The sequence below is a fragment of the Pseudomonas sp. v388 genome (genome assembly GCF_003935425.1).
Lineage (GTDB): Bacteria > Pseudomonadota > Gammaproteobacteria > Pseudomonadales > Pseudomonadaceae > Aquipseudomonas.
The window spans coordinates 752,100-773,168 of sequence record NZ_RHQN01000001.1; the positions used below are offsets into that span (position 1 = coordinate 752,100).

General features: G+C 61.8%; 20 protein-coding genes and 1 pseudogene. 15 read left to right on the forward strand and 6 right to left on the reverse strand.

Annotated features, from left to right (window positions below):
* Nucleotides 1-31 precede the first annotated feature (31 nt).
* Nucleotides 32-2,131, reverse strand: a complete 2,100-nt coding sequence (locus tag EGJ27_RS03305) for a TonB-dependent receptor domain-containing protein (RefSeq protein WP_125829272.1) — start codon at nucleotides 2,129-2,131, stop codon at nucleotides 32-34.
* A 286-nt stretch (nucleotides 2,132-2,417) separates the two neighbouring features.
* Between EGJ27_RS03305 and EGJ27_RS03310 the strand changes: the two genes are divergently transcribed.
* The 7 genes from EGJ27_RS03310 (at nucleotide 2,418) to EGJ27_RS03340 (ending at nucleotide 8,002) form a co-directional block, all read left to right on the forward strand.
* A complete protein-coding gene (locus EGJ27_RS03310; RefSeq protein ID WP_158619330.1) occupies nucleotides 2,418-2,954 on the forward strand; it encodes a GNAT family N-acetyltransferase in 537 nt (178 codons plus the stop codon).
* Nucleotides 2,955-3,076: 122 nt separating this feature from the next.
* Entirely contained in the window at nucleotides 3,077-3,667 is a 591-nt protein-coding gene (locus EGJ27_RS03315) for an amino acid synthesis family protein (RefSeq protein ID WP_125829274.1), read from the forward strand.
* 36 nt (nucleotides 3,668-3,703) lie between these two features.
* The gene (locus EGJ27_RS03320) at nucleotides 3,704-4,537 is read left to right on the forward strand and encodes an alpha/beta fold hydrolase (protein ID WP_125829275.1); all 834 of its coding nucleotides are present in this window, start codon (nucleotides 3,704-3,706) and stop codon (nucleotides 4,535-4,537) included.
* Entirely contained in the window at nucleotides 4,534-6,015 is a 1,482-nt protein-coding gene (locus EGJ27_RS03325) for an aldehyde dehydrogenase (RefSeq protein WP_125829276.1), read from the forward strand. The genes EGJ27_RS03320 and EGJ27_RS03325 overlap by 4 nt, the downstream gene beginning before the upstream one ends.
* 12 nt (nucleotides 6,016-6,027) lie before the next feature.
* The gene (locus tag EGJ27_RS03330; protein ID WP_125829277.1) at nucleotides 6,028-6,513 is read left to right on the forward strand and encodes a flavin reductase family protein; all 486 of its coding nucleotides are present in this window, start codon (nucleotides 6,028-6,030) and stop codon (nucleotides 6,511-6,513) included.
* 171 nt (nucleotides 6,514-6,684) lie between these two features.
* A complete protein-coding gene (locus EGJ27_RS03335; RefSeq protein WP_125829278.1) occupies nucleotides 6,685-7,437 on the forward strand; it encodes a GntR family transcriptional regulator in 753 nt (250 codons plus the stop codon).
* A gap of 1 nt (nucleotide 7,438) precedes the next feature.
* Entirely contained in the window at nucleotides 7,439-8,002 is a 564-nt protein-coding gene (locus EGJ27_RS03340; protein ID WP_125829279.1) for an NUDIX hydrolase, read from the forward strand.
* A 63-nt stretch (nucleotides 8,003-8,065) separates the two neighbouring features.
* On the opposite strand, the gene EGJ27_RS03345 is transcribed toward EGJ27_RS03340, so the two are convergent.
* Complete coding sequence (locus EGJ27_RS03345) at nucleotides 8,066-8,359, reverse strand: DUF1330 domain-containing protein (protein WP_125829280.1); 294 nt, start codon at nucleotides 8,357-8,359, stop codon at nucleotides 8,066-8,068.
* A 94-nt stretch (nucleotides 8,360-8,453) separates the two neighbouring features.
* On the opposite strand from EGJ27_RS03345, the gene ribBA reads away from it, so the two are divergent.
* The 5 genes from ribBA to EGJ27_RS03370 all read left to right on the forward strand — a co-directional run bounded on the left by ribBA (nucleotide 8,454) and on the right by EGJ27_RS03370 (nucleotide 13,734).
* On the forward strand, nucleotides 8,454-9,563 hold the full coding sequence (gene ribBA / locus EGJ27_RS03350) for a bifunctional 3,4-dihydroxy-2-butanone-4-phosphate synthase/GTP cyclohydrolase II (protein WP_125829281.1): 1,110 nt from the start codon (nucleotides 8,454-8,456) through the stop codon (nucleotides 9,561-9,563).
* Between the two features lie 231 nt (nucleotides 9,564-9,794).
* Nucleotides 9,795-10,820: an ABC transporter substrate-binding protein gene (locus EGJ27_RS03355; RefSeq protein ID WP_125829282.1), complete on the forward strand. Its 1,026-nt coding sequence runs from the start codon at nucleotides 9,795-9,797 to the stop codon at nucleotides 10,818-10,820.
* Nucleotides 10,805-11,761, forward strand: a complete 957-nt coding sequence (locus tag EGJ27_RS03360; RefSeq protein WP_125829283.1) for an ABC transporter permease — start codon at nucleotides 10,805-10,807, stop codon at nucleotides 11,759-11,761. The genes EGJ27_RS03355 and EGJ27_RS03360 overlap by 16 nt, the downstream gene beginning before the upstream one ends.
* A gap of 6 nt (nucleotides 11,762-11,767) precedes the next feature.
* Nucleotides 11,768-12,583 (forward strand): ABC transporter permease, encoded by an 816-nt coding sequence (locus tag EGJ27_RS03365; protein ID WP_125829284.1) that lies wholly within the window; start codon nucleotides 11,768-11,770, stop codon nucleotides 12,581-12,583.
* The gene (locus EGJ27_RS03370; RefSeq protein ID WP_125829285.1) at nucleotides 12,580-13,734 is read left to right on the forward strand and encodes an ABC transporter ATP-binding protein; all 1,155 of its coding nucleotides are present in this window, start codon (nucleotides 12,580-12,582) and stop codon (nucleotides 13,732-13,734) included. Before EGJ27_RS03365 ends, EGJ27_RS03370 begins: the two co-directional genes overlap by 4 nt.
* 139 nt (nucleotides 13,735-13,873) lie before the next feature.
* On the opposite strand, the pseudogene EGJ27_RS03375 reads toward EGJ27_RS03370, so the two are convergent.
* Nucleotides 13,874-14,140: pseudogene (locus EGJ27_RS03375) on the reverse strand (nitrogen assimilation transcriptional regulator); the annotation flags it as partial.
* On the opposite strand from EGJ27_RS03375, the gene EGJ27_RS03380 reads away from it, so the two are divergent.
* Nucleotides 14,090-14,413 (forward strand): OprD family outer membrane porin, encoded by a 324-nt coding sequence (locus EGJ27_RS03380; protein WP_125829286.1) that lies wholly within the window; start codon nucleotides 14,090-14,092, stop codon nucleotides 14,411-14,413. The pseudogene EGJ27_RS03375 and the gene EGJ27_RS03380 sit on opposite strands and share 51 nt — an antisense overlap.
* 128 nt (nucleotides 14,414-14,541) lie before the next feature.
* Here the strand turns inward: EGJ27_RS03380 and EGJ27_RS03385 are convergent, their stop codons facing one another.
* On the reverse strand, nucleotides 14,542-15,948 hold the full coding sequence (locus tag EGJ27_RS03385; protein WP_125829451.1) for a cytosine permease: 1,407 nt from the start codon (nucleotides 15,946-15,948) through the stop codon (nucleotides 14,542-14,544).
* Nucleotides 15,949-16,569: 621 nt separating this feature from the next.
* On the opposite strand from EGJ27_RS03385, the gene EGJ27_RS03390 reads away from it, so the two are divergent.
* Nucleotides 16,570-17,055, forward strand: a complete 486-nt coding sequence (locus EGJ27_RS03390) for a flavin reductase family protein (protein WP_125829287.1) — start codon at nucleotides 16,570-16,572, stop codon at nucleotides 17,053-17,055.
* A 72-nt stretch (nucleotides 17,056-17,127) separates the two neighbouring features.
* Nucleotides 17,128-18,165 carry an LLM class flavin-dependent oxidoreductase gene (locus EGJ27_RS03395; RefSeq protein WP_125829288.1) on the forward strand — a complete coding sequence of 346 codons (1,038 nt, stop codon included), beginning with the start codon at nucleotides 17,128-17,130 and terminating at the stop codon, nucleotides 18,163-18,165.
* Between the two features lie 45 nt (nucleotides 18,166-18,210).
* On the opposite strand, the gene EGJ27_RS03400 is transcribed toward EGJ27_RS03395, so the two are convergent.
* Both EGJ27_RS03400 and EGJ27_RS03405 read right to left on the reverse strand, forming a co-directional pair.
* Complete coding sequence (locus EGJ27_RS03400; RefSeq protein ID WP_125829289.1) at nucleotides 18,211-19,536, reverse strand: ammonium transporter; 1,326 nt, start codon at nucleotides 19,534-19,536, stop codon at nucleotides 18,211-18,213.
* Nucleotides 19,537-19,727: 191 nt separating this feature from the next.
* Entirely contained in the window at nucleotides 19,728-21,062 is a 1,335-nt protein-coding gene (locus EGJ27_RS03405; protein WP_125829290.1) for an FMN-binding glutamate synthase family protein, read from the reverse strand.
* Nucleotides 21,063-21,069: the final 7 nt, after the last annotated feature.

The following is a 21,069-nucleotide window of genomic DNA, read 5'->3' on the forward strand; positions in this document are numbered from 1 at the left end:
CGGGCGTCGGCCGGATGGTTTTATTCAGCGGTCAGAAGCGAAACGCGACACCGGTGGTGACGTTGAACGCGTCGCCCGGATAGAAATTGGCCGAGTCATTGCCCCGGGCGTCGTAGGTGGTGTTGGCAGCGGTGGCGTAGCGCTCGTCGGTCAGGTTGCGCATGTCGAGGAACACGTCCCAGCGTTTGCTCGGCGCTTCATAACCCAGGCGCGCACCGAGGATGGTGTAGGACGGCGCACTCAGGGTGTTGGCGTAGTCGACGAAATAGCTGGAGGCCGAACGCAGGTTCAGCTGGGCGTAGAACCCTTTGGCCTGCTGATATTGCAACTCGGCCTGATAGACATGGCGCGGCAGACTCGGCAGCTGGTTGCCACCGAAGGTGTCGTCGTTGCGGTAGTAGAAATCGTTGAAGGTGTAGGCCTGACGCAGGTTGAGCGTGTCGCCGTTGTCCCCTTCCCACAGCAAGGCACTGAGCCCGGCCTCGACACCCTGATGGATGGTCGGGCTGGCATTGGACGACGCAACCAACTGGTCTTGGGTCGCCGAAGCCTGACGAACCACTACCGAGAGTATTTCGTCGTCGATCCAGGAGCGGTAGAACGTCAGGCTGCCGTCGAAGATGCCGACACTGGCCCGCACGCCCAGCTCGGCGGTGGTGGCTTTCTGCGGCTGCACGTTGCGGATGAAGGGCGAACCGGTACTGCCCAGCTGCCAGGTGACCGGCGGATCGATGGAGCGGCTGACGTTACCGAACAGCTGAATGTCCGGGGTCAGCTCATAGCGCAGGCCGATGCGCGGCGCGGTGTCCCAGGTGTCGTAATTCACCCCGTCCGGAAACTCGCTGGTGTTAACGCCTGTGGTGTACTTGATCTCGGCCTTGCGCTTGATATTGATGAACGACAAGCCGGTGGACAGCCAGGTCTTGTCGTTCAATTGCAGCTCGTTGCCCAAGGCAAAGACCGTATCCCGGGAGCCGGTGTACTTGGTGTATTGCAGCAACTGGTGGGTGGCGGGATTGCGGGATTTCACGTCACCCAGATACGCCAGGGTGTTGCTGAAGGTCACGGTGGAGTCGCTGGGCAGGCCGAATAGTTCATCGTGGGCACGCCGATAGCGCAGCACCACGCTGGTGTCCTTGGAACGCCAGTCCTGTGGCGTGGTGGAGGTGCGCCAGCCGTTGTACAACGGGTAATCGTTGTAGCCCAGGCCCACATCCAGCGTGGATTCATCATCGAAGGTGTAGGTGGTGTTGCTCCCCAGCAGCGTGGTGCCGTCCTTCTTGCGCCCGGCCGGCACCGTGTTGCTGCGCGGATCATGCTTGAGCTGGTATTTGGTCAGGGTCGCGCCGTTGGTGAGCTGTTCTTCGCGATAGCGCAGGAAAAAGCGCGTCTGTAGCTTGGGGCTGAACACGTGGCCGAAGTTGGCGATCAGGTCGCGGCCCTTGGTTTCAGTGTTGTCCTGATAGCCGTCTCGTTCGTTGTGCAGCACGCTGACGTAGTAGTCGCTGTCGCCCACCACGCCGCCGGTGCTCAGTTGCTGCTTGCGATACCCGAAGCTGCCGACTTCGAAGCGCGCGTAATTGCCCGGCGCGGTGCGCCCGGTGCGGCTGACGAAGTTGATCGCCCCACCCAGGGATAACGCGGTGTGTTTGAAGGCATTGGCCCCGTACAGCACTTCGGTGTGATCGACCGCGGCCATGTTCAGCAGGTCTTCCTGAGTGCCGCCGGGGCCGGTGATGGGCAAACCGTCATAAAGGAATTTGATGCCCAGCGCGTAGCCTTGATAGAAGGTATTCAAGCCCGAGCCGCGAATGGAAATCTTGTTGGCGCCCGTGCCGCTGGTGGCCTGGGCGAATACGCCGGGCTGCAGGGCCAGCACGTCCTCGGCGTTGGAGGCACGGCCTTTCTCCACCTCTTTCATGTCTACCACTGCCGTGGTGCCCGGTGTTTTATCCAGCTCGACTTTGGCTTTCTGCGCTTCGCTTTGCGCTGCACCGGTGACGGTCACCGTGGACAGCCTGGCGTCGTCAGCCAGCGCGTGGACAGGCACGCCGAGCGCCAGCCCCGTGGCGGTGAACAACGCCAGTGCATTGCCAGGATAAACAGACTTGCTGCACAACTTGAAACCCATGAATGACGCTCCCCGACATATACGAAAGATAAGGAGCCTCTATTCATATAGTCGCGCTCAAGGAGACCAGAGCATCTATCGTGCCAGGTTCAAGCCTGCTGTTTCGCTGCCATTCAGGCGAATACACCGCATGGCGCATGGGCAACTTGTGGTTCTGCTGTTGGCAGGGCAACAGTTGTACAAAACAGACTAAGCATAGGTTCGTTTGTTCATTGCCGATGGCGCCATCCGACTTATATGTTTCCCTGGTTCAAATGAATAACTGCTTATCAAGGAAATCTCGCCTGTGCCTGTACCTGTTACTACGCCGCTCTCGATCCGCCTTGCCGCGCCTGCCGACGCCACTTCAATCGCCAAGGTTCATATCGCCAGTTGGCAAGCGGCCTACCGAGACCTGCTGTCGCCGACCTATCTGCTGGCCTTGGGGAACACGGTCCAGCGGCGCGCGACCTTCATCGAGTCCGCGCTGGCGAACGGCAGACTCGATGCCTGGGTCGCGGAGCGCGACAGTGAGATTGTCGGGTGGAGTTCCTTCGGTTCCAGTCGTGACGACGACGCGCCACCTTTAACCGGCGAGCTTTATTCGCTGTACCTGCATCCGCAGGTATGGGGTCAGGGTGGCGGACGGCTGCTCTGGCAGGCATCGCGCCAGGCGTTGGTTGCCTCAGGACATTGCCAGGTTACGCTCTGGGCACTGGACGGAAACCAGCGGGCGGAGCGCTTCTATGTCGCCGCCGGCTTCATTCGGCAAACGACCCGCCCGCGGGTGTTCGAAGACGACGGCATCGCATTGCCTCTGATCCGATACGTGCAGGCGCTATAAGGCGAGACGGTCCGCGTGGCCACCGTGGAATATTTCAACATCCCGACACAAAGCTCTTGCATGTCCGATCTTATGGTATACCATCAGACGAAATACAATAGCGCTCGAACCGGGAGTCGACCATGAGCTTTGAAATTCGCAAAATCGTCAATTACACCGAAGAAACCTTCATCGAAGGCGGCAAGGCGGCCGACAAGCCGGTCACCATGGTCGGCCTGGCGGTGGTGATCAAGAACCCCTGGCTGGGTCGCGGTTTCGTTGAAGACCTCAAGCCTGAAATCCGCGCCAACTGCTCGGAGCTGGGCGAGCTGATGGTCAAGCGCCTCACCGCCGCCATCGGCGGTGCCGACAAGATCGAAGCCTACGGCAAAGCCGCCGTGGTCGGCGCCGAGGGCGAAATCGAGCACGCCTCCGCTGTGATTCACACCTTGCGTTTCGGCAACCACTACCGTGAAGCGGTTCAAGCCAAAAGCTATTTGAGCTTCACCAACAAGCGCGGCGGCCCCGGCACTTCCATCCAGATTCCAATGATGCACAAGGACGACGAAGGCCTGCGTTCGCACTACATCACCCTGGAAATGCAGATCGAGGACTCCCCTCGCGCCGACGAGATCATCGTCGTGCTCGGCGCTGCCAATGGCGGTCGTCTGCACCCGCGTATCGGCAACCGCTATATCGATCTGGAAGAACTGGCTGCTGAAAAAGCCCAGTAAACCGACCTCTTCCTCATGCCTGCGCAGGAGTGTTCCATGATTCAGCTCACTGCTGAACGCACCCCGGCCGGAACCAGTTACCTGGCGACCGGCCAAGGCCATCCTGTGGTGTTGATTCACGGGGTGGGCCTGAACAAGGAAATGTGGGGCGGACAGATCGTCGGCCTGGCCCCGCATTACCACGTCATTGCCTATGACATGCTGGGCCATGGCGCCAGTCCGCGCCCGGCCCCGGAAACCGACCTGCTTGGCTACGCCGACCAGTTGGTCGAATTGCTCGATCATCTGGGAGTCGCCCAGGCCACGGTCATCGGGTTTTCCATGGGAGGTCTGGTGGCGCGAGCATTCGCCCTGCACTTCAGTGACCGGCTTTCCGGCCTGGTGGTGCTCAACAGCGTGTTCAACCGCAGCCCCGAACAACGTGCGAGCGTCATTGCCCGCACCAGCCAGGCGGCTGAACATGGCCCTGACGCCAATGCCGCCGAGGCCTTGTCGCGATGGTTCAGCCGCGAATATCAGGCGGCCAATCCGGCACAGATCGCGGCGATCCGCCAGGACCTGGCCGGCAATGATCCACAGGGTTACCTGACCACCTACAAACTGTTCGCGACCCAGGATATGTACCGCGCCGACGATCTCGGCGATATTCAGGTGCCGACGCTGATTGCCACCGGCGAGCTGGACCCCGGTTCCACGCCTGAGATGGCCCGCCAGCTGGCCATGCGCATTCGCGGCGCGGAAGTGGCGATACTGCCCGAGCAGCGGCATATGATGCCGGTGGAATCGCCGCGTCTGGTCAACCAGGTGCTGCTGGATTTCCTCGACAAGTCGGCCGCCGTCCATAACTCGATCAAGGGGATTGTTGCATGAGCCTGACCCGCTTCCAGATGTGCATCGACGGCGAATGGGTCGATGCCCTGTCCGGCAAGACCTTCGACAGCCTGAACCCGGCGCTGGCCCAGCCCTGGGCGCAGTTGCCGGACGCCGATGAAGCCGACGTCGAGCGTGCGGTGCAGGCTGCGCAACGGGCCTTCGAAAGCCCGGCCTGGCGCGGCCTGACCGCCACCGCTCGCGGCAAGTTGCTGCGCCGTCTGGGCGATCTGATTGCCGAGAACAAGGAACAACTGGCCCAGCTGGAAAGCCGCGACAACGGCAAGCTGATCCGCGAAACCCGTGGCCAGGTCAGCTACCTGCCCGAGTTCTTTCACTACACCGCCGGCCTGGCCGACAAGCTCGAAGGCGGCACCCTGCCTTTGGACAAGCCTGATCTGTTTGCCTACACGGTTCACGAACCGATGGGCGTGGTCGCCGGGATCATTCCCTGGAACAGCCCGCTGTACCTGACCGCGATCAAACTGGCCCCGGCCCTGGCGGCGGGCAACACCATCGTGCTCAAGCCTTCCGAACACGCTTCGGCGACCCTGCTGGAACTGGCGCGGCTGGCGCTGGAAGCCGGAATTCCGCCCGGCGTGGTGAACGTGGTCACCGGTTACGGGCCGACCACCGGTGCCGCCCTTACCCGCCATCCGCTGGTACGCAAGATTGCCTTTACCGGCGGCGCGGCCACGGCACGGCATGTGGTGCGCAGCAGTGCCGAGAACTTCGCCAAGCTGTCGCTGGAGCTGGGTGGCAAGTCGCCCAACATCATCTTTGCCGACGCCGATCTGGACAGCGCGATCAATGGCGCGGTGGCCGGAATCTACGCCGCTTCCGGGCAGAGTTGCGTGTCCGGCTCCCGGCTCCTGGTGCAGGACGAGATCTACGATGAGTTCGTCGAGCGTCTGGTCGAGCGCGCCAGCCGTATCCGCATCGGTAGCCCGCAGGATGAACACACCGAGATGGGGCCGATGGCTACCGCTCAACAGCTGGCCGTGGTCGAAGGCCTGGTGGCCGATGCGGTTGCCGAAGGTGCCCGTCTGCGCCTGGGCGGCAAGCGTGCGGCGATGACCGGCGAAGGCTGGTTCTACGAGCCGACCCTGTTCGAATGCGACCGCAATTCGATGAAGATCATGCAGGAAGAAGTCTTTGGCCCGGTCGCGTCGGTGATCCGCTTCAAGGACGAAGCCGAAGCTCTGGCGATTGCCAACGACTCCCAGTTCGGCCTCGCCGCCGGCATCTGGACTCGCGATCTGGGCCGCGCCCATCGCCTGGCCCGTGACATTCGCTCCGGGATCATCTGGGTCAATACCTATCGTGCCGTCTCGGCGATGGCGCCCATCGGTGGCTTCAAGAACAGCGGTTACGGGCGTGAGAGCGGCATCGATTCGGTGCTGGCCTATACCGAACTGAAAACGGTGTGGATCAACCTGTCGCAGGCCCCCATGCCCGATCCATTTGTGATGCGCTAAGAGGTAACTGCGATGATCGAACCCGGCATTTACAAAGAAGTCATGGCGTCCTTTCCTTCGGGCGTCACGATCGTCACCACGCTGGACGCAGAGGGCAACCTGACGGGCATTACCGCCAGCGCCTTCAGCGCGTTGTCCATCGACCCGGCGCTGGTGCTGTTCTGCCCCAACTATGCGTCCGACACCTATCCGGTGCTGCGCGAGAGCAAGCAGTTCGCCATTCATCTCCTCTCCGCCGACCAGCAGGCCGAAGCCTATGCGTTCGCCGGCAAGGGCAAGGAGAAGACCAAAGGCATCGAGTGGCAGCTCAGCGACCTGGGCAATCCCTTGCTGAGCAAGGCCACCGCGATCATAGAATGCGAACTGTGGCGCGAATACGATGGTGGCGATCACGCTATTATCGTTGGGGCGGTGAAAAACCTGATCCTGCCGCAGACGCCGATCACGCCGATGATCTACCACCGCGGCAAGCTCGGCGCCCTGCCCGGCCTGGCCTGACGCGGGCTGTTTGGTGGACTGGGCAGTCAGCGTGATAAACTCGCCCCCGATCCGGGCTTGTGCGACCCGGACATGCAGCAGCCCGCGTAGCGCCGGGCTGCCGACGTCAACCCGTCCGGGTGTAATCCGGGCGCGGTTACTACCAAGACAGCCCTTCTCCGAGCAAACCTGATGAAACGCCTGCCACTCGACGACAACTTCAAGGTCAACCGAAACCCCGTCACCTTGCGGGAAATCGTGCTGGATAAACTGCGCAGCGCGATCATGAACTTTCAACTGCTGCCCGGTGACCGTCTGGTCGAGCGAGACCTGTGTGACCGCCTGGGTGTGAGCCGCACCTCGGTGCGCGAAGCGCTGCGCCATCTGGAATCCGAAGGGCTGGTGGAATTTGCCGACGCCAAGGGGCCTCGAGTTGCGATCATCACCCTGGAAGACGCCTGCGATATCTACGAGCTGCGCTGCGTGCTGGAAGGCCTGATCGTCCAGCTGTTCACCCTGCGCGCCAAGCCCAAGGACATTCGTGCCCTGGAAAAGGCCCTGGAAGAAAACCGCCAGTCGCTGAAGGAAGGCGAGCTGCAGCAGGTCATCGACTCGGTGCAGGGTTTCTACGACGTGCTGCTCGAAGGCTCGGGCAATCATGTGGCCGCCACCCAGCTGCGCCAGTTGCAGGCGCGCATCAGTTACCTGCGTGCCACCTCCGTTTCTCAAGAGAACCGTCGCGGCGCCAGCAATCAGGAAATGGAGCGCATCGTCGAAGCGATCAAGAGCGGCGACCCGCTGGCCGCCCACGAAGCGTCGGTGGACCACGTGCGCAATGCCGCCCGTGTGGCGCTGGAGTATCTGAAGTCCAAGCAGGACGACGATGCCCAGGTACGCGATATCGTGGCCCCCGTCGCGCTGAAAGAACCGCGCATAGGTCGCTGACATGCCCGCGCCGCGTTTCTGCCCCCAATGCGGTAGCGCCGGCCTGGCGCTCTGCACGCCACCGGGCGATACCCACCAACGGCTGATGTGCGGCGGCTGCCGGTATATCCACTACGTCAACCCGAAGATCATTGCCGGCTGCATCATCGAGCAGGAAGGCAAGTACCTGTTGTGTCAGCGCGCGATCCCGCCGCGACCCGGCACCTGGACGCTGCCGGCCGGCTTCATGGAAAGCGGCGAGACCACTGAGCAGGCGGCGCTGCGCGAAGTCTGGGAAGAAAGCGGCGTGCGCGCGGAGATCGTCTCGCCGTATTCGATCTTCAGCGTGCCGCAGATCAGCGAGGTGTACATCGTGTTCCGCGCCATCGCCCTGGAAGTCACCGGCCAGTTCGGCCCGGAAACCCTCGACTACAAGTTCTTCGCGCCCCAGGACATCCCTTGGGACAGCATCTACTACCCCGCCATTCGCCAGATTCTGGAGCGTTATATCGCCGAGCGCCAGGCCGGCGTGTACGGCATCTACATCGGCAATGATGACACCGGGAAGGTGCATTTCATTCGCTGAGCCTGTAGCAGCGGACTTCGTGGGAGCGGAGCGCCGCCCGGTCCGCTCCTGCATGGCGCCTTGTTACGGCTCGAACCCCTCAACGATCACGATTTCCGCCTCCGCCGCGCCCCGTCGATGCGCCAACGCTTCCTGATATTCCGGTGACTGGTAGCAGGCTACGGCCTGCTCATAGGAATCGAATTCGATCACCACGGTGCGCTGCGGCGTCGCCCGTCCTTCCAGCGCTTGCGAGCGCCCTCCCCGAGCCAGAAACCGGCCGCCGTACAGGCTGAATGCCGCCGGCGCGCGCTGTAGATAGCCGCTGTACTGATCGGGTTCAGTCACGTCCACGTGTGCAATCCAATAGGCCTTCATCGCGATCTCACTGTTTCAATCAATGGGAATGTGTGAAATATTCTGTCTTATGGTATACCACGATTTTGTCATTCATCACAGCGAGATCCCAAGCATGGCGTTTGATCGCATCGAAGACATCCTTGACGATTACCGTCAGGGCAAAATGGTCCTGCTGGTCGACGATGAAGACCGCGAGAACGAAGGCGACCTGTTGCTTGCGGCCGATCGCTGCACGCCGGATGCCATCAGTTTCATGGCCCGGGAAGCCCGCGGCCTGATCTGCCTGACCCTGACTGACGACCATTGCCAACGCCTGGGCCTTGAACAGATGGTGCCCAGCAACGGCAGCGCCTTTGCCACTGCGTTCACCGTGTCCATCGAAGCCGCCACCGGCGTGACCACTGGCATCAGCGCGGCGGACCGCGCCCGCACCGTCGCCGCAGCCGTCGATCCGGGCGCCTGCGCGGACGATCTGGTGCAGCCGGGGCATATTTTTCCGTTGCGCGCCCGTGACGGCGGCGTGCTGACCCGCGCCGGCCATACCGAAGCCGGTTGCGACCTGGCGCGCCTGGCCGGCTTTACCCCTGCGTCAGTGATCGTCGAAGTCATGAACGACGACGGCACCATGGCCCGGCGTCCCGACCTGGAGCGCTTCGCAGCAAAACACGGCATCCGCATCGGCACCATCGCCGACCTGATTCATTACCGCCTCAGTCACGAACACACCGTGGTACGTATCGGCGAGCGGGAACTGCCCACCGTCCACGGCACTTTCCGGCTGTATAGCTACGAGGATCGCATCGAAGGCGGCGTGCACATGGCCATGGTGATGGGTGACATTCGCCGTGAAGATCCGACGCTGGCGCGAGTGCATGTGGTCGACCCGTTGCGCGACCTGGTCGGCGCGCAGTACACCGGTCCCGCCAACTGGACGCTGTGGGCCGCGCTGGAACGGGTCGCCCAAGAAGGCCGCGGCGTCGTGGTGGTGCTGGCCAATCATGAGTCGTCCCAGGCATTGCTGGAACGCATCCCGCAACTGACCCGCCCGCCGCGCCAGTACACCCGGTCGCAATCGCGGATCTATTCTGAAGTGGGTACCGGCGCGCAGATCCTGCAGGATCTGGGCGTCGGCAAGCTGCGCCACCTCGGGCCACCGCTCAAGTACGCGGGTCTGACCGGCTACGACCTGCACGTGGTGGAAAGCATCCCGTTTGTCGGCTGATCGACCGTTCACACAAGGAGAATCGGGCACCGTAAAACCCTTGCACAAAGTTTGGAATACCATAATATGACATCCCGTAGACCGCAGGAATATGTCAGGTGCGCCCGCCAGGGACAGCACAAATAACAGCCCCTGACGCGGTCCCCAGTTTCGCCGGTCCCATGGACCTACTGCTCCCGATTAAGCGGGCCAGAAAAGCCCGCTCAAACCACAACAAATGAGGGCGTGAAAATGGTGTTGAATAAACGTGCAACGGCGGTTCTGGCGGCAGGCGTGCTGGCCTTTTCGAGCACCGTCGCCCTGGCGGCCGAGAGCGTCAATTTCGTCAGCTGGGGCGGTACCACCCAGGATGCCCAGAAGCAGGCGTGGGCGGCGCCATTCAGCAAGGCCAGCGGGATCACCGTCGTGCAGGACGGTCCTACCGACTACGGCAAGCTCAAGGCAATGGTCGAAAGCGGCAACGTGCAATGGGACGTCGTTGACGTCGAAGCCGACTTTGCCCTGCGCGCCGCCAGTGAAGGTTTGCTGGAACCGCTGGATTTCAACACCATCAAGCGCGAACGGATCGACCCGCGCTTCGTCTCCGATCATGGCGCAGGCTCATTCTTTTTCTCCTTCGTGCTGGGCTACAACGAAGGCAAGGTCGGCGGCAAACCGCCGGCGGACTGGGCTGCGATGTTCGACACCAAGACCTATCCCGGCAAGCGCGCCCTGTACAAATGGCCGAGCCCCGGCGTGCTGGAACTGGCGCTTTTGGCTGACGGCGTGGCGGCCGACAAGCTTTACCCGCTGGACCTGGATCGCGCGTTCAAGAAACTCGACACCATCAAGAAAGACATCGTCTGGTGGGGCGGCGGTGCGCAGTCCCAACAGCTGCTGGCTTCGGGCGAAGCGTCCATGGGCCAGATGTGGAATGGCCGGGTCTACGCCCTGCAACAGGACGGCGCGCCGGTCGGCGTGAGCTGGAAGCAGAACCTGGTCATGGCCGATTTCCTGGTCGTCCCCAAGGGCGCCAAGAACAAGGACGCGGCCATGAAGTTCATTGCCGAGGCCACCAGTGCCAAAGGCCAGGCCGACTTCTCCAACCTCAGCGCCTATGCCCCGGTGAACCTGGACAGCGTGCAACGCCTTGACTCGACCCTGGCGCCTAACCTGCCCACCGCATACGCACCGGACCAGATCACTCTCGACTTCGCATACTGGGCCAAGAACGGCCCGGCCATCGCGACACGGTGGAACGAATGGCTGGTCAAGTAAAAATGCCGAGCGTGGCGTCCGCTCCAACCAAACCTGCCGGTGGTGCTTCCAGCGCCGCCGGCGCGGTTTCCAACCCGGCGGCGAGCGTGCAGCCAACCCCTTCTCTGTCCACCCGCTGGCGCGGCAGCCGCAATCTGCTGCCGGCGCTGATTTTCCTGGGCCTGTTCTTCTTCGCGCCGCTGATCGGCCTGCTGCTGCGTGGCGTGCTGGAACCGACGCCAGGGCTGGGCAACTACGAACAGCTGTTCGCCAATTCGGCGTACTCACGCGTGCTGCTCAATACCTTTTCGGTGGCCGGCCTGGTCACGCTGTTCAGCTTGCTGCTGGGGTTTCCGCTGGCCTGGGTGATCACGCTGGTGCCGCGTGGCTGGGGCCGCTGGATTCTGAACATCGTGCTGCTGTCGATGTGGACCAGCCTGCTGGCGCGTACCTACTCCTGGCTGGTATTGCTGCAGGCGTCCGGTGTCATCAACAAGGCGCTGATGGCGATGGGCATCATCGATCAGCCGCTGGAGATGGTGCACAACCTGACCGGCGTGGTGATCGGCATGAGTTACATCATGATCCCGTTCATCGTCCTGCCGTTGCAGGCGACCATGGCGGCCATCGATCCGATGGTGTTGCAGGCCGGCTCGATCTGCGGCGCCAGCCCGCGGACCAACTTCTTCCGGGTATTCCTGCCGCTGTGTCGGCCGGGGCTGTTTTCCGGCGGGCTGATGGTATTCGTCATGTCCCTGGGTTACTACGTCACCCCGGCGCTGCTCGGTGGTGCGCAGAACATGATGCTGCCGGAGTTTATCGTCCAGCAGGTGCAGTCGTTCCTCAACTGGGGCCTGGCCAGTGCCGCTGCCGCGTTGCTGATCGTGATCACACTGGTGCTGTTCTACTTCTACCTGAAGCTCCAGCCGGAATCCCCGGTTGGCGCCAGTAACGCGAGGTAAGCCGCCATGCTCCTGACTCCCAATGCCATGAGCCCCGGTCTGCGGACGGGGCTGTATCTGACCACCGGGTTGATCGCGCTGTTTCTGCTGCTGCCGATTCTGTTCATCGTGCTGCTGTCGTTCGGCTCGTCCCAGTGGCTGGTGTTCCCGCCGCCGGGCTGGACCCTGAAGTGGTATCAGCAGTTCTTCTCCAATCCGGAGTGGATGGACGCGGCGATGTCCAGCTTCAAAGTGGCGATTCTGACGACCATCGCCGCGGTCGCGCTGGGCCTGCCCACCGCGTTTGCCCTGGTGCGCGGGCGTTTTCCGGGGCGTGACCTGCTGTACGGCGTGTTCACCCTGCCGATGATCGTGCCGCTGGTCATTATCGCCGTCGCGGTCTACGCGCTGTTTCTCAAGCTGGGCTATACCGGCACGCTGTTCTCGTTCGTGGTCAGCCACGTGATCGTGGCGCTGCCGTTCACCATCATTTCGATCATCAACTCGCTCAAGCTGTTCGATCAGTCCATCGAGGACGCCGCCGTGATCTGCGGTGCATCGCGCCTGCAGGCCGTGTTCAAGGTGACCTTCCCCGGTATTCGGCCGGGCATGATCGCCGGTGCGCTGTTCGCCTTCCTGGTGTCGTGGGATGAAGTGGTGCTCAGTGTGATGATGGCCAGCCCTACCCTGCAAACCCTTCCCGTGAAAATGTGGACCACGTTGCGTCAGGACCTGACCCCGGTCATCGCCGTCGCCTCGACACTGCTGATCGCATTGTCGGTATTGGTCATGTTCATCGCCGCGTCCTTGCGCCGCCGCAACGAAGCCAGGAGTACCTCATGAGTGCCGTGATCAAAGACCCCGCGCAGCAGGACCGGAAGCCCCTGGTCAGCCTGTGCAATCTCAACAAGCACTATGGCGATTTCGCCGCCGTCGACAATATTTCCCTGGACATTCAGGATGGTGAATTCCTGACCTTTCTCGGTTCCAGCGGCTCGGGCAAGAGCACCACGCTGTCGATGCTGGCCGGTTTCGAGACGCCCAGCTCCGGGGAAATCCTGGTCGGTGGCAAGTCGCTGGTGAACGTGCCGCCGCACAAGCGCGATATCGGCATGGTGTTCCAGCGTTACTCGCTGTTCCCGCACTTGTCGGTGCGCGATAACATCGCGTTTCCGCTGGCAATCCGCAAACTGGCGGCCGCCGAGCGCGACAAGCGGGTCGATGCGATGCTCAAGCTGGTGCAGCTGGAGCAGTTCGCCCACCGCCGCCCTTCGCAGCTGTCTGGTGGACAGCAACAGCGCGTCGCCATCGCCCGGGCACTGGTCTACGAGCCACGCATTTTGCTGATGGACGAACCCCTCGGCGCGCTGGACAAGAAGCTGCGCGAAGACCTGCAGGATGAACTGCGCCAGCTGCATCGTCGGCTGGGCATCACCATCGTCTATGTGACCCACGATCAGGAAGAAGCCATGCGCCTGTCCCAGCGCATCGCGATTTTCAGTCACGGCAAGATCGTCGGGCTGGGCAGCGGCTACGACCTGTACCAGAACCCGCCCAACGCGTTCGTTGCGTCCTTTCTCGGCAACTCGAATTTCCTCAAGCTCAAGGCCCAGGGCAACGGCGTGGCGAGTTTTGAAGGCAAACCGCTGGCGATACGCCTGACTTCGGGGCTGAGCACCGAACAGGATGTGCTGTTGATGGTGCGTCCGGAAAAAGCGCTGGCCTTGAGTGTCGAGCAGGCCAGCAGTATGCCGCTGGAAGCCGGCTGGAACGAAGTCAACGCGACGGTCACCGAAGTGCTTTTCCTCGGGGAAAGCCAGACCTGCTCGGTCGTGACTGCCAGCGGCACGGCAATGACGGTAAAAGCCCTGTCCGCCACCGGCATGCCGCTGAAAACCGGCGATCAAGCGCGGGTACGCTGGGCCGCGGCGGATGCCTGCATCTACACCGAATGGCTCGACAGCGACCTGAATAAGGCGGCTGGTGCGCATTGAGACATGCACCACAGCTGCCTGCAGTGATCTTGCATCCGCCTTCGCCAGCAAGCTGTCTCCTACAGGCCTGAAGTATGCCGCAGTTCTGTAGGAGCCAGCTTGCTGGCGAAGGGGCTGTCTGTTTCCTCACTCTCTTACATCAAAGCTGCGAAGACTCCAGCGTGCCGCGCATTTCTGCGATCAGCTCCAGCAAAATCGCTTTCACCGCCTGCCCAGGCACCGACAGCGGCAGGTGGCCGGACAGGCACAGTGCCAATGGCGCTTCGATTTCCGGTTCGACGATGCAGCTCAGGTGCACATCCTGAACCTGCCGCATCGCCCGGGCTGCGGATTCGGGCAGTACCGTGGAACCGAAATGCTCCGCCACGGCGGTGGCCAGTGTCGAGGCCGACTCCACTTCGGTGAGCGCACCTGGCAGCTGCGTTACGGCTATGACCTCAAAGGCATAAACCTGCCGGGCTGGACCTTCAAGAGCATGTATCAGCGCGGCGACAACATCAAATCCGCCGCAGGCGACATGAAGGAGTGGGCGCGAGACCTGACGCTGGCCTACACCTTCGCATCCGGCCCGGCCAAAGGCCTGAATGCCGCTTTGCGCTTCGGCTCGTTCCGCACCGAAGCGCAACGCAGTACGGACGAATACCGCGTGATTGTGGACTATCCGATTTCGCTGTTCTAACCGGCAACCGCTTCACACCTCCTCTGGTTTTGACGACGGCACAAGCCGTCGTTATTTTGCGTGGCATTGAGCCGAACGAAAACGCCCCAGGCTCAGGCCCAGGGCGTTTCGGCTTCAAGGCAGGCCGATCAGTCGCTGTAGCGCAAGCGCGCGGCTTTAACGGTTTGAGTCTTGCCACGAGTCGCCAGGCAGTAGTAAAGCGGGCAAGTCACCGCCAGGCCGACCAGCCAGGACAGGTCCACTCCTTCTATATAGTTGGCGTACGGGCCTACCCATACAGCGGTATTGGCAAACGGCACCTGCACCAGAATGCCGATGCCGTAGGCGATGATCGCGTGGGGGTTGAAGCAGCCGTAGATTCCGCCGTCGGCCCGGAAGATCGACTGAATGTCGTACTCGCCGCGCTTGATCAGGTAGAAGTCGATGATATTGATCGATGCCCATGGCACCAGCACGATAAGCAGCGCCAGGATCAGGCCGATGAACCGGCTGATGAAGTCGCTGGATGCGGACAGTGCGATGAAGCAGCAGGCCGCCAGCACGATCGTGGACAGGATCACTCGCACTCTGACACTGGGCGTCCACTGCCCAGCGAAGGTCTGGATCGAGGTGACGATGGAAAGTACTGCACCGTACAGGTTCAAGGCGTTGTGGCTGATGATGTTGAGCAGGAACAACACCATCAGCACCGGGCCCAGCAAGCCGGTCGATTGCTTGACCGCCGCCATCGCTTCGGTGCCTTCGGGCGTGGCCAGTGCTGCGGTGGCGCCGAAACTGAACGACAGAATAGTGCCCAGGGTCGCGCCCAGATATGTGGCCCAGAACGGCTTGCTGACGCCGATGTCGCAGCGCAGGTAGCGCGAATAGTCCGAGGTATACGGCGAGAAGCTGATCTGCCAGATGATCCCCAGCGAGACGGTGGCCAGAAATCCGGACAGATTGAAGCCGCCGCGCTGGAAGAAATCCTGGGGCAGATCATTAAGGAAGATCATGCTGAAGCCGGCGAGCAAGGCAGAGCCCATCACCCAGGTGCCGATGCGGTTCAGGGTATGAATGAAGCGGTAGCCGATCACGCCGATGGCGGTGGCGCTCAATGCCCCGATGATGATCCCGGTCGGTAGCGACACCGACGGCGCGATGCCCTGGATCGATTTGCCGGACAGCACGATGTTGGAGATGAAGAACCCGACGTAGATAAGCGCGGTGATGAACACGATCAATAACGCGCCGTAGCGTCCGAACTGGCCGCGACTCTGAACCATCTGCGGAATGCCCAGGCGCGGCCCTTGAGCCGACGCCAGGCCGATGACGAATCCGCCGATCAGGTTGCCGGCGATGATTGCCAGCAGCCCCCAGAAAAAGTCGAGGTGGAATACCTGGATCGCCATCGCGCCGGTGACGATGGGCAACGGCGCGATGTTGGTGCTGAACCACAGGGTGAACAGGTCCCTCGCCTTGCCGTGGCGCTCGGCAAGCGGAACATAGTCGACGGTATGGTTTTCAATCAGGGGAGCGGCTGCGCTGTTCTGGGACATATTCACGATCTCGAAACCAATGGCCATGCACCTTTTTCAAGATGCCGGAAAACGAATGCTTCGGTTCATGCCAGCCTTTGACGATCAGCCGGGTGCGCGAACGCCTGTCCGCAGCGCGAGGATCTTGAGTCAATGGCCATGCAGTCCCGAGGCTTCACGCACGGGTGGAGTCAGGCGTCAGACCTGGAGTCCTGGCAGGAGAAAATTGCTATGCAACTGAGAAGCGCCACGGCGCGTGGTGGCGTGCACCACTGTATCGGGATAGGAAAAAAACATTGTCTCGCCTGATTGTTGTTGTGCTGAGCCAAAACCATGCAGTGACTCCGGATCGGGCTGCCGGCGCTCAGGATAATAAGCACCGGTAGTCGATCAGGTCATCCACTGCGTCGATTACACCATATTATGGTATGCCAAAATAATGCAACCCCGACAGTCGTGTTTCTTTGCCAACCGCAAGGGTCGAAAAGAGCCGCATCTTCGGGTCCAGTGCAGGCCCTTACAGGTCGAGGGCTACGGAGGTGGATCATCGGGCAGACGAAAAAATGCTTGCCTTGAAAGTATTACGGTATACCATCAGACAACAATAATTCATCGCTCCGGCACAGCCTGCAGAGGTAGCAAATGATCGACGCAACTGCCTACAAGAACGTCATGGGCTCGTTTCCCTCCGGCGTCACGGTCATCACCACACTCAACGACGACGGCGACGTGGTCGGCCTGACCGCCAGTGCGTTCAGCTCGCTGTCCATGGACCCTGCCCTGGTCCTGTTTTGCCCCAACTACAGTTCGGATTCCTACCCGACCCTGATCAAGAACAAACGCTTCGCCATTCACTTGCTGTCCGGCACGCAACAGGCCGAAGCCTACGCGTTTGCCCGCAAAGGCAAGGACAAGGCCGCCGGTATCGCCTGGACGCTGAGTGAGCTGGGCAACCCCTTGCTGGCCAACGCCACCGCTATCATCGAATGCGAGTTGTGGCGCGAGTACGAAGGCGGCGACCACGCGATCATGGTCGGTGCGGTGAAGAATCTGATCCTGCCCGAACAGCCTGCGGCGCCGCTGGTGTACTGCCGCGGCCAGATGGGCGCGCTGCCGGAACTGGCTTGAACCGCGCCTGCATCCATACTGAAAACTCGTGCGCCTGATCCTGGGCGCCATGATTGAACCGAGGTGAGTGTCATGAAATTTTCGTTGTTCGTGCACATGGAACGCTGGGACGAAAGTGTCAGCCATCGTCAGTTGTTCGAAGACCTGACCGAGCTGACGCTGATGGCCGAACAAGGCGGTTTCAGTACCGTATGGATCGGTGAGCACCACGCGATGGAATACACCATTTCCCCAAGCCCGATGCCGCTGCTGGCGTATCTGGCCGGGAAAACCACCACCATCCACCTGGGTGCCGGCACCATCATTGCGCCGTTCTGGCATCCGCTGCGGGTCGCCGGTGAATGCGCTTTGCTGGACGTTATCAGTAACGGGCGCATGGAAGTGGGCCTGGCCCGTGGCGCTTATCAGGTCGAGTTCGACCGCATGGCCGGCGGCATGCCTGCTTCCGAAGGCGGCAAGGCACTGCGCGAGATGGTGCCGGTCGTCCGTGCCCTGTGGCAAGGCGACTACGCCCATGACGGCGAGATATGGAAATTTCCCACGTCCACCAGCGTGCCCAAACCGATCAAGGCGCCACCGATGTGGATCGCCGCCCGCGACCCGGATTCCCACAACTTCGCAGTACAGAATGGCTGCAACGTAATGGTCACGCCACTGATGAAGGGCGATGAGGAAGTGGTGGATCTGACGAACAAGTTCGAAGCCGCGCTGGCCAACAACCCGAACGTGCCGCGTCCGCAATTGATGGTGCTGCGTCACACCCACGTGCACAGCGCAGACGAGCCTGAAGGCTGGAAAGTCGGCGCCACGGCGATCTCGAAGTTCTATCGCACCTTCGATGCCTGGTTCGGTAACAAGACCACGCCGGTCAACGGCTTCCTGGCGCCAAGCCCGGAAGAGAAGTTCGCCGAGCGTCCCGAATTCCAGCTGGACAGCATCCGCAAGAACACCATGATCGGCACTCCGGAGGACATCATCCCGCGCATTCGCTACTACCAGGAACTGGGCGTCGATGAGTTCAGCTTCTGGTGCGACAACAGCCTGCCTCATGCGCAAAAGAAGAAGTCTCTGGAGCTGTTCATCAAGCATGTGGTCCCGGCATTTCGCTAAATGAACATCGGTAGGAGCCAGCTTGCTGGCTCCTACCGGCCATCTTCAATGGTTGTATGCCCGCTCATTATGCTCGGCCAGATCCAGGCCCATCTCTTCGACGGTGTCGTGCGCTCGCAAGCCCATGACAGCCTTGACCACCTTGAGAATCACCCAGCTCACCGCGAAGCAATACACCGTGGTGAACAGCACGCCCTTGATTTGCGCAATCACCTGTTCGCCCATGCTGACGTCGGGCACCAGACCACCCAGTGACGGCACGCAGAACACGCCGGTCAATACCGCACCGATCATCCCGCCCACGCCATGCAGGCCGAACACATCCAGGCTGTCGTCATAGCCCAGGCGCTGTTTCAGAACGGTCACGCTCAGGTAGCAGAACACCCCGCACAGTACGCCGATGACCAACGCGCCGCCGACACCCACGTAAGCGCACGCCGGTGTAATCCCCACCAAACCGGCCAGCGCACCGCAGGCCAGGCCCAACGCGCTGGGCTTGCCGACCTTGAACCATTCGGTGAACATCCAGCCCAGAATCCCGGCGCACGCGCCGACCTGAGTGTTGATCATCACTACGCCGGAGGTGCCGCTCAAGCCGCCGCCGGAGCCGATATTGAAACCAAACCAGCCGACCCACAGCATCGCCGCGCCGACCATCGTCAGGCTCAGGTTATGGGCAGGCATCGGCGTGTTCTGATAACCCTTGCGCTTGCCCAGCACCATGCACGCTGCCAACGCTGCGACACCGGCGTTGATATGCACGGCGGTGCCGCCGGCGAAATCCAGCACGCCCCAGTTGTGCATCAGCGCGCCCGCCCCGCCCCACACCATGTGCGCGACCGGTGCATAAACCAGGGTGAACCAGGCCGCCATGAACACCAGGGCCGAAGAGAATTTCATGCGCTCGGCAAAGGCACCGGCGATCAGCGCGGGCGTGATGATCGCGAAGGTCATCTGGAAAGTCACGAACACACCCTCCGGGATCTCACCTACCAGACTGTCCGGCGTCATGCCCGCCAGAAACGCACGGTTCAGGCTGCCGACGAAGCTGTTGAAGCTGACTTCACCGGCGACCATGTTGCTGCTGTCGACCACCATGCTGTAGCCGTAGATCACCCACAACACACCCACCACCCCGGCAATGCCGAAGCATTGCGTGAACAGCGACAACATCTTCTTGGCCCGCACCAGCCCGCCATAAAACAACGCCAGCCCCGGCAGGCACATGAAGAGCACCAGCACGGCAGCGGTTACCATCCAAGCCGTGCTGCCGGTATTGAGCGTCGGGGTTTCGGCCGCCTGCGCCAGCGGGATGCCTGCGCAGAGCATGAGTAATAAAAGAAGGGATTTTCCAGGTAGACGATTAACCATGTTCAACGCTCCTGCTTCGGGAATGGAAAGTGTCTGGCAGAAAGCAATGGGTTTTGGTTATGCGGCCTTTGCGGCTCTCGTCATTTGAAATCAGCACTGTAGGAGCCGCCTTGGTGGCGAAACGCAGGCATTCGCCACCAAGGTGGCTCCTACAGCAATTGCAACGAACATGAGTGTAGAAGCGGACCTGGTTAGTACTGACTACCCGGAATCCACGACGTACCGGCCAGCGGCACGCGGGCCATGGCGGCGGATTCCACGGTCAGCGCTACCAGGTCCTCGGGGTCGAGGTTATGCAGATGCGACTTGCCGCAGGCCCGAGCCATGGTCTGGGCCTCCAGCACCAATACCCGCAGATAGTTGGCCAGGCGACGACCGCCTTCCACCGGGTCCAGCCGCTTGGCCAGTTCCGGGTCCTGGGTGGTGATCCCGGCCGGATCGCGGCCGTTCTGCCAGTCGTCATAGAAGCCGGCCGCCGAGCCGATCTTCTTCAGTTCCTCGTCCAGACGCGGATGGTTGTCACCCAGCGCGATCAGCGCCGCCGTGCCGATGGCGACCGCGTCGGCCCCCAGCGCCATGGCCTTGGCCACGTCGGCGCCATTGCGGATGCCGCCGGAGACGATCAACTGCACCTTGCGGTGCATGCCCATTTCCTGCAACGCCTGAACCGCCTGGGGAATCGCCGGCAGAATCGGAATGCCCACATGTTCGATGAACACTTCCTGAGTCGCAGCGGTGCCCCCCTGCATGCCGTCGAGCACGATCACGTCGGCACCGGCCTTCACCGCCAGCTTCACGTCGTAATACGGGCGACTGGCGCCGATCTTGACGTAGATAGGCTTCTCCCAATCGGTGATCTCGCGAATCTCGGCGATCTTGATCGCCAGGTCGTCCGGGCCGGTCCAGTCCGGATGACGGCACGCCGAGCGCTGATCGACGCCGACCGGCAAGGTGCGCATCCCGGCAACCCGTTCGGTCACCTTCATGCCCAGCAACATGCCGCCGCCACCGGGTTTGGCGCCCTGCCCCAGCACGATTTCAATGGCATCGGCCTTGCGCAGGTCGTCGGGGTTCATGCCGTAGCGTGAAGGCAGGTACTGGTAAACCAGATGCTGCGACTGGCCGCGTTCCTCGGGCGTCATGCCGCCGTCGCCAGTGGTGGTGCTGGTACCGGCGATGGACGCGCCACGGCCCAAGGCTTCCTTGGCGTTGGCCGACAGCGCGCCGAAACTCATACCGGCGATGGTCACCGGGATTTTCAAGTGCAATGGTTTCTTGGCGAAACGGTTGCCGAGGATCACGTCCGTGCCGCATTTCTCGCGATAGCCCTCCAACGGATAACGGGAAACACTGGCGCCAAGCAGCAGCAAGTCATCGAAGTGCGGCAGCTTGCGCTTGGTGCCGCCACCGCGAATGTCATAGATGCCGGTCTCGGCGGCGCGCTGGATTTCCTGGATCGTCAGGCGGTCGAAGGTGGCCGACTCGCGCAGGACAGGAGCTGCTTTTGGGGTGTTCTGGTCGCTCATGGTAATG

What these genes read in the sequence shown, in the direction of transcription:
- EGJ27_RS03305 (WP_125829272.1), bottom strand. Translation starts at nt 2,131, where the DNA reads ATGGGTTTCAAGTTGTGCAGCAAGTCTGTTTATCCTGGCAATGCACTG.
- EGJ27_RS03315 (WP_125829274.1), top strand. Translation starts at nt 3,077, where the DNA reads ATGAGCTTTGAAATTCGCAAAATCGTCAATTACACCGAAGAAACCTTC.
- EGJ27_RS03320 (WP_125829275.1), top strand. Translation starts at nt 3,704, where the DNA reads ATGATTCAGCTCACTGCTGAACGCACCCCGGCCGGAACCAGTTACCTG.
- EGJ27_RS03325 (WP_125829276.1), top strand. Translation starts at nt 4,534, where the DNA reads ATGAGCCTGACCCGCTTCCAGATGTGCATCGACGGCGAATGGGTCGAT.
- EGJ27_RS03330 (WP_125829277.1), top strand. Translation starts at nt 6,028, where the DNA reads ATGATCGAACCCGGCATTTACAAAGAAGTCATGGCGTCCTTTCCTTCG.
- EGJ27_RS03335 (WP_125829278.1), top strand. Translation starts at nt 6,685, where the DNA reads ATGAAACGCCTGCCACTCGACGACAACTTCAAGGTCAACCGAAACCCC.
- EGJ27_RS03340 (WP_125829279.1), top strand. Translation starts at nt 7,439, where the DNA reads ATGCCCGCGCCGCGTTTCTGCCCCCAATGCGGTAGCGCCGGCCTGGCG.
- EGJ27_RS03345 (WP_125829280.1), bottom strand. Translation starts at nt 8,359, where the DNA reads ATGAAGGCCTATTGGATTGCACACGTGGACGTGACTGAACCCGATCAG.
- ribBA (WP_125829281.1), top strand. Translation starts at nt 8,454, where the DNA reads ATGGCGTTTGATCGCATCGAAGACATCCTTGACGATTACCGTCAGGGC.
- EGJ27_RS03355 (WP_125829282.1), top strand. Translation starts at nt 9,795, where the DNA reads ATGGTGTTGAATAAACGTGCAACGGCGGTTCTGGCGGCAGGCGTGCTG.
- EGJ27_RS03360 (WP_125829283.1), top strand. Translation starts at nt 10,805, where the DNA reads ATGGCTGGTCAAGTAAAAATGCCGAGCGTGGCGTCCGCTCCAACCAAA.
- EGJ27_RS03365 (WP_125829284.1), top strand. Translation starts at nt 11,768, where the DNA reads ATGCTCCTGACTCCCAATGCCATGAGCCCCGGTCTGCGGACGGGGCTG.
- EGJ27_RS03370 (WP_125829285.1), top strand. Translation starts at nt 12,580, where the DNA reads ATGAGTGCCGTGATCAAAGACCCCGCGCAGCAGGACCGGAAGCCCCTG.
- EGJ27_RS03380 (WP_125829286.1), top strand. Translation starts at nt 14,090, where the DNA reads ATGCTCCGCCACGGCGGTGGCCAGTGTCGAGGCCGACTCCACTTCGGT.
- EGJ27_RS03385 (WP_125829451.1), bottom strand. Translation starts at nt 15,948, where the DNA reads ATGTCCCAGAACAGCGCAGCCGCTCCCCTGATTGAAAACCATACCGTC.
- EGJ27_RS03390 (WP_125829287.1), top strand. Translation starts at nt 16,570, where the DNA reads ATGATCGACGCAACTGCCTACAAGAACGTCATGGGCTCGTTTCCCTCC.
- EGJ27_RS03395 (WP_125829288.1), top strand. Translation starts at nt 17,128, where the DNA reads ATGAAATTTTCGTTGTTCGTGCACATGGAACGCTGGGACGAAAGTGTC.
- EGJ27_RS03400 (WP_125829289.1), bottom strand. Translation starts at nt 19,536, where the DNA reads ATGGTTAATCGTCTACCTGGAAAATCCCTTCTTTTATTACTCATGCTC.
- EGJ27_RS03405 (WP_125829290.1), bottom strand. Translation starts at nt 21,062, where the DNA reads ATGAGCGACCAGAACACCCCAAAAGCAGCTCCTGTCCTGCGCGAGTCG.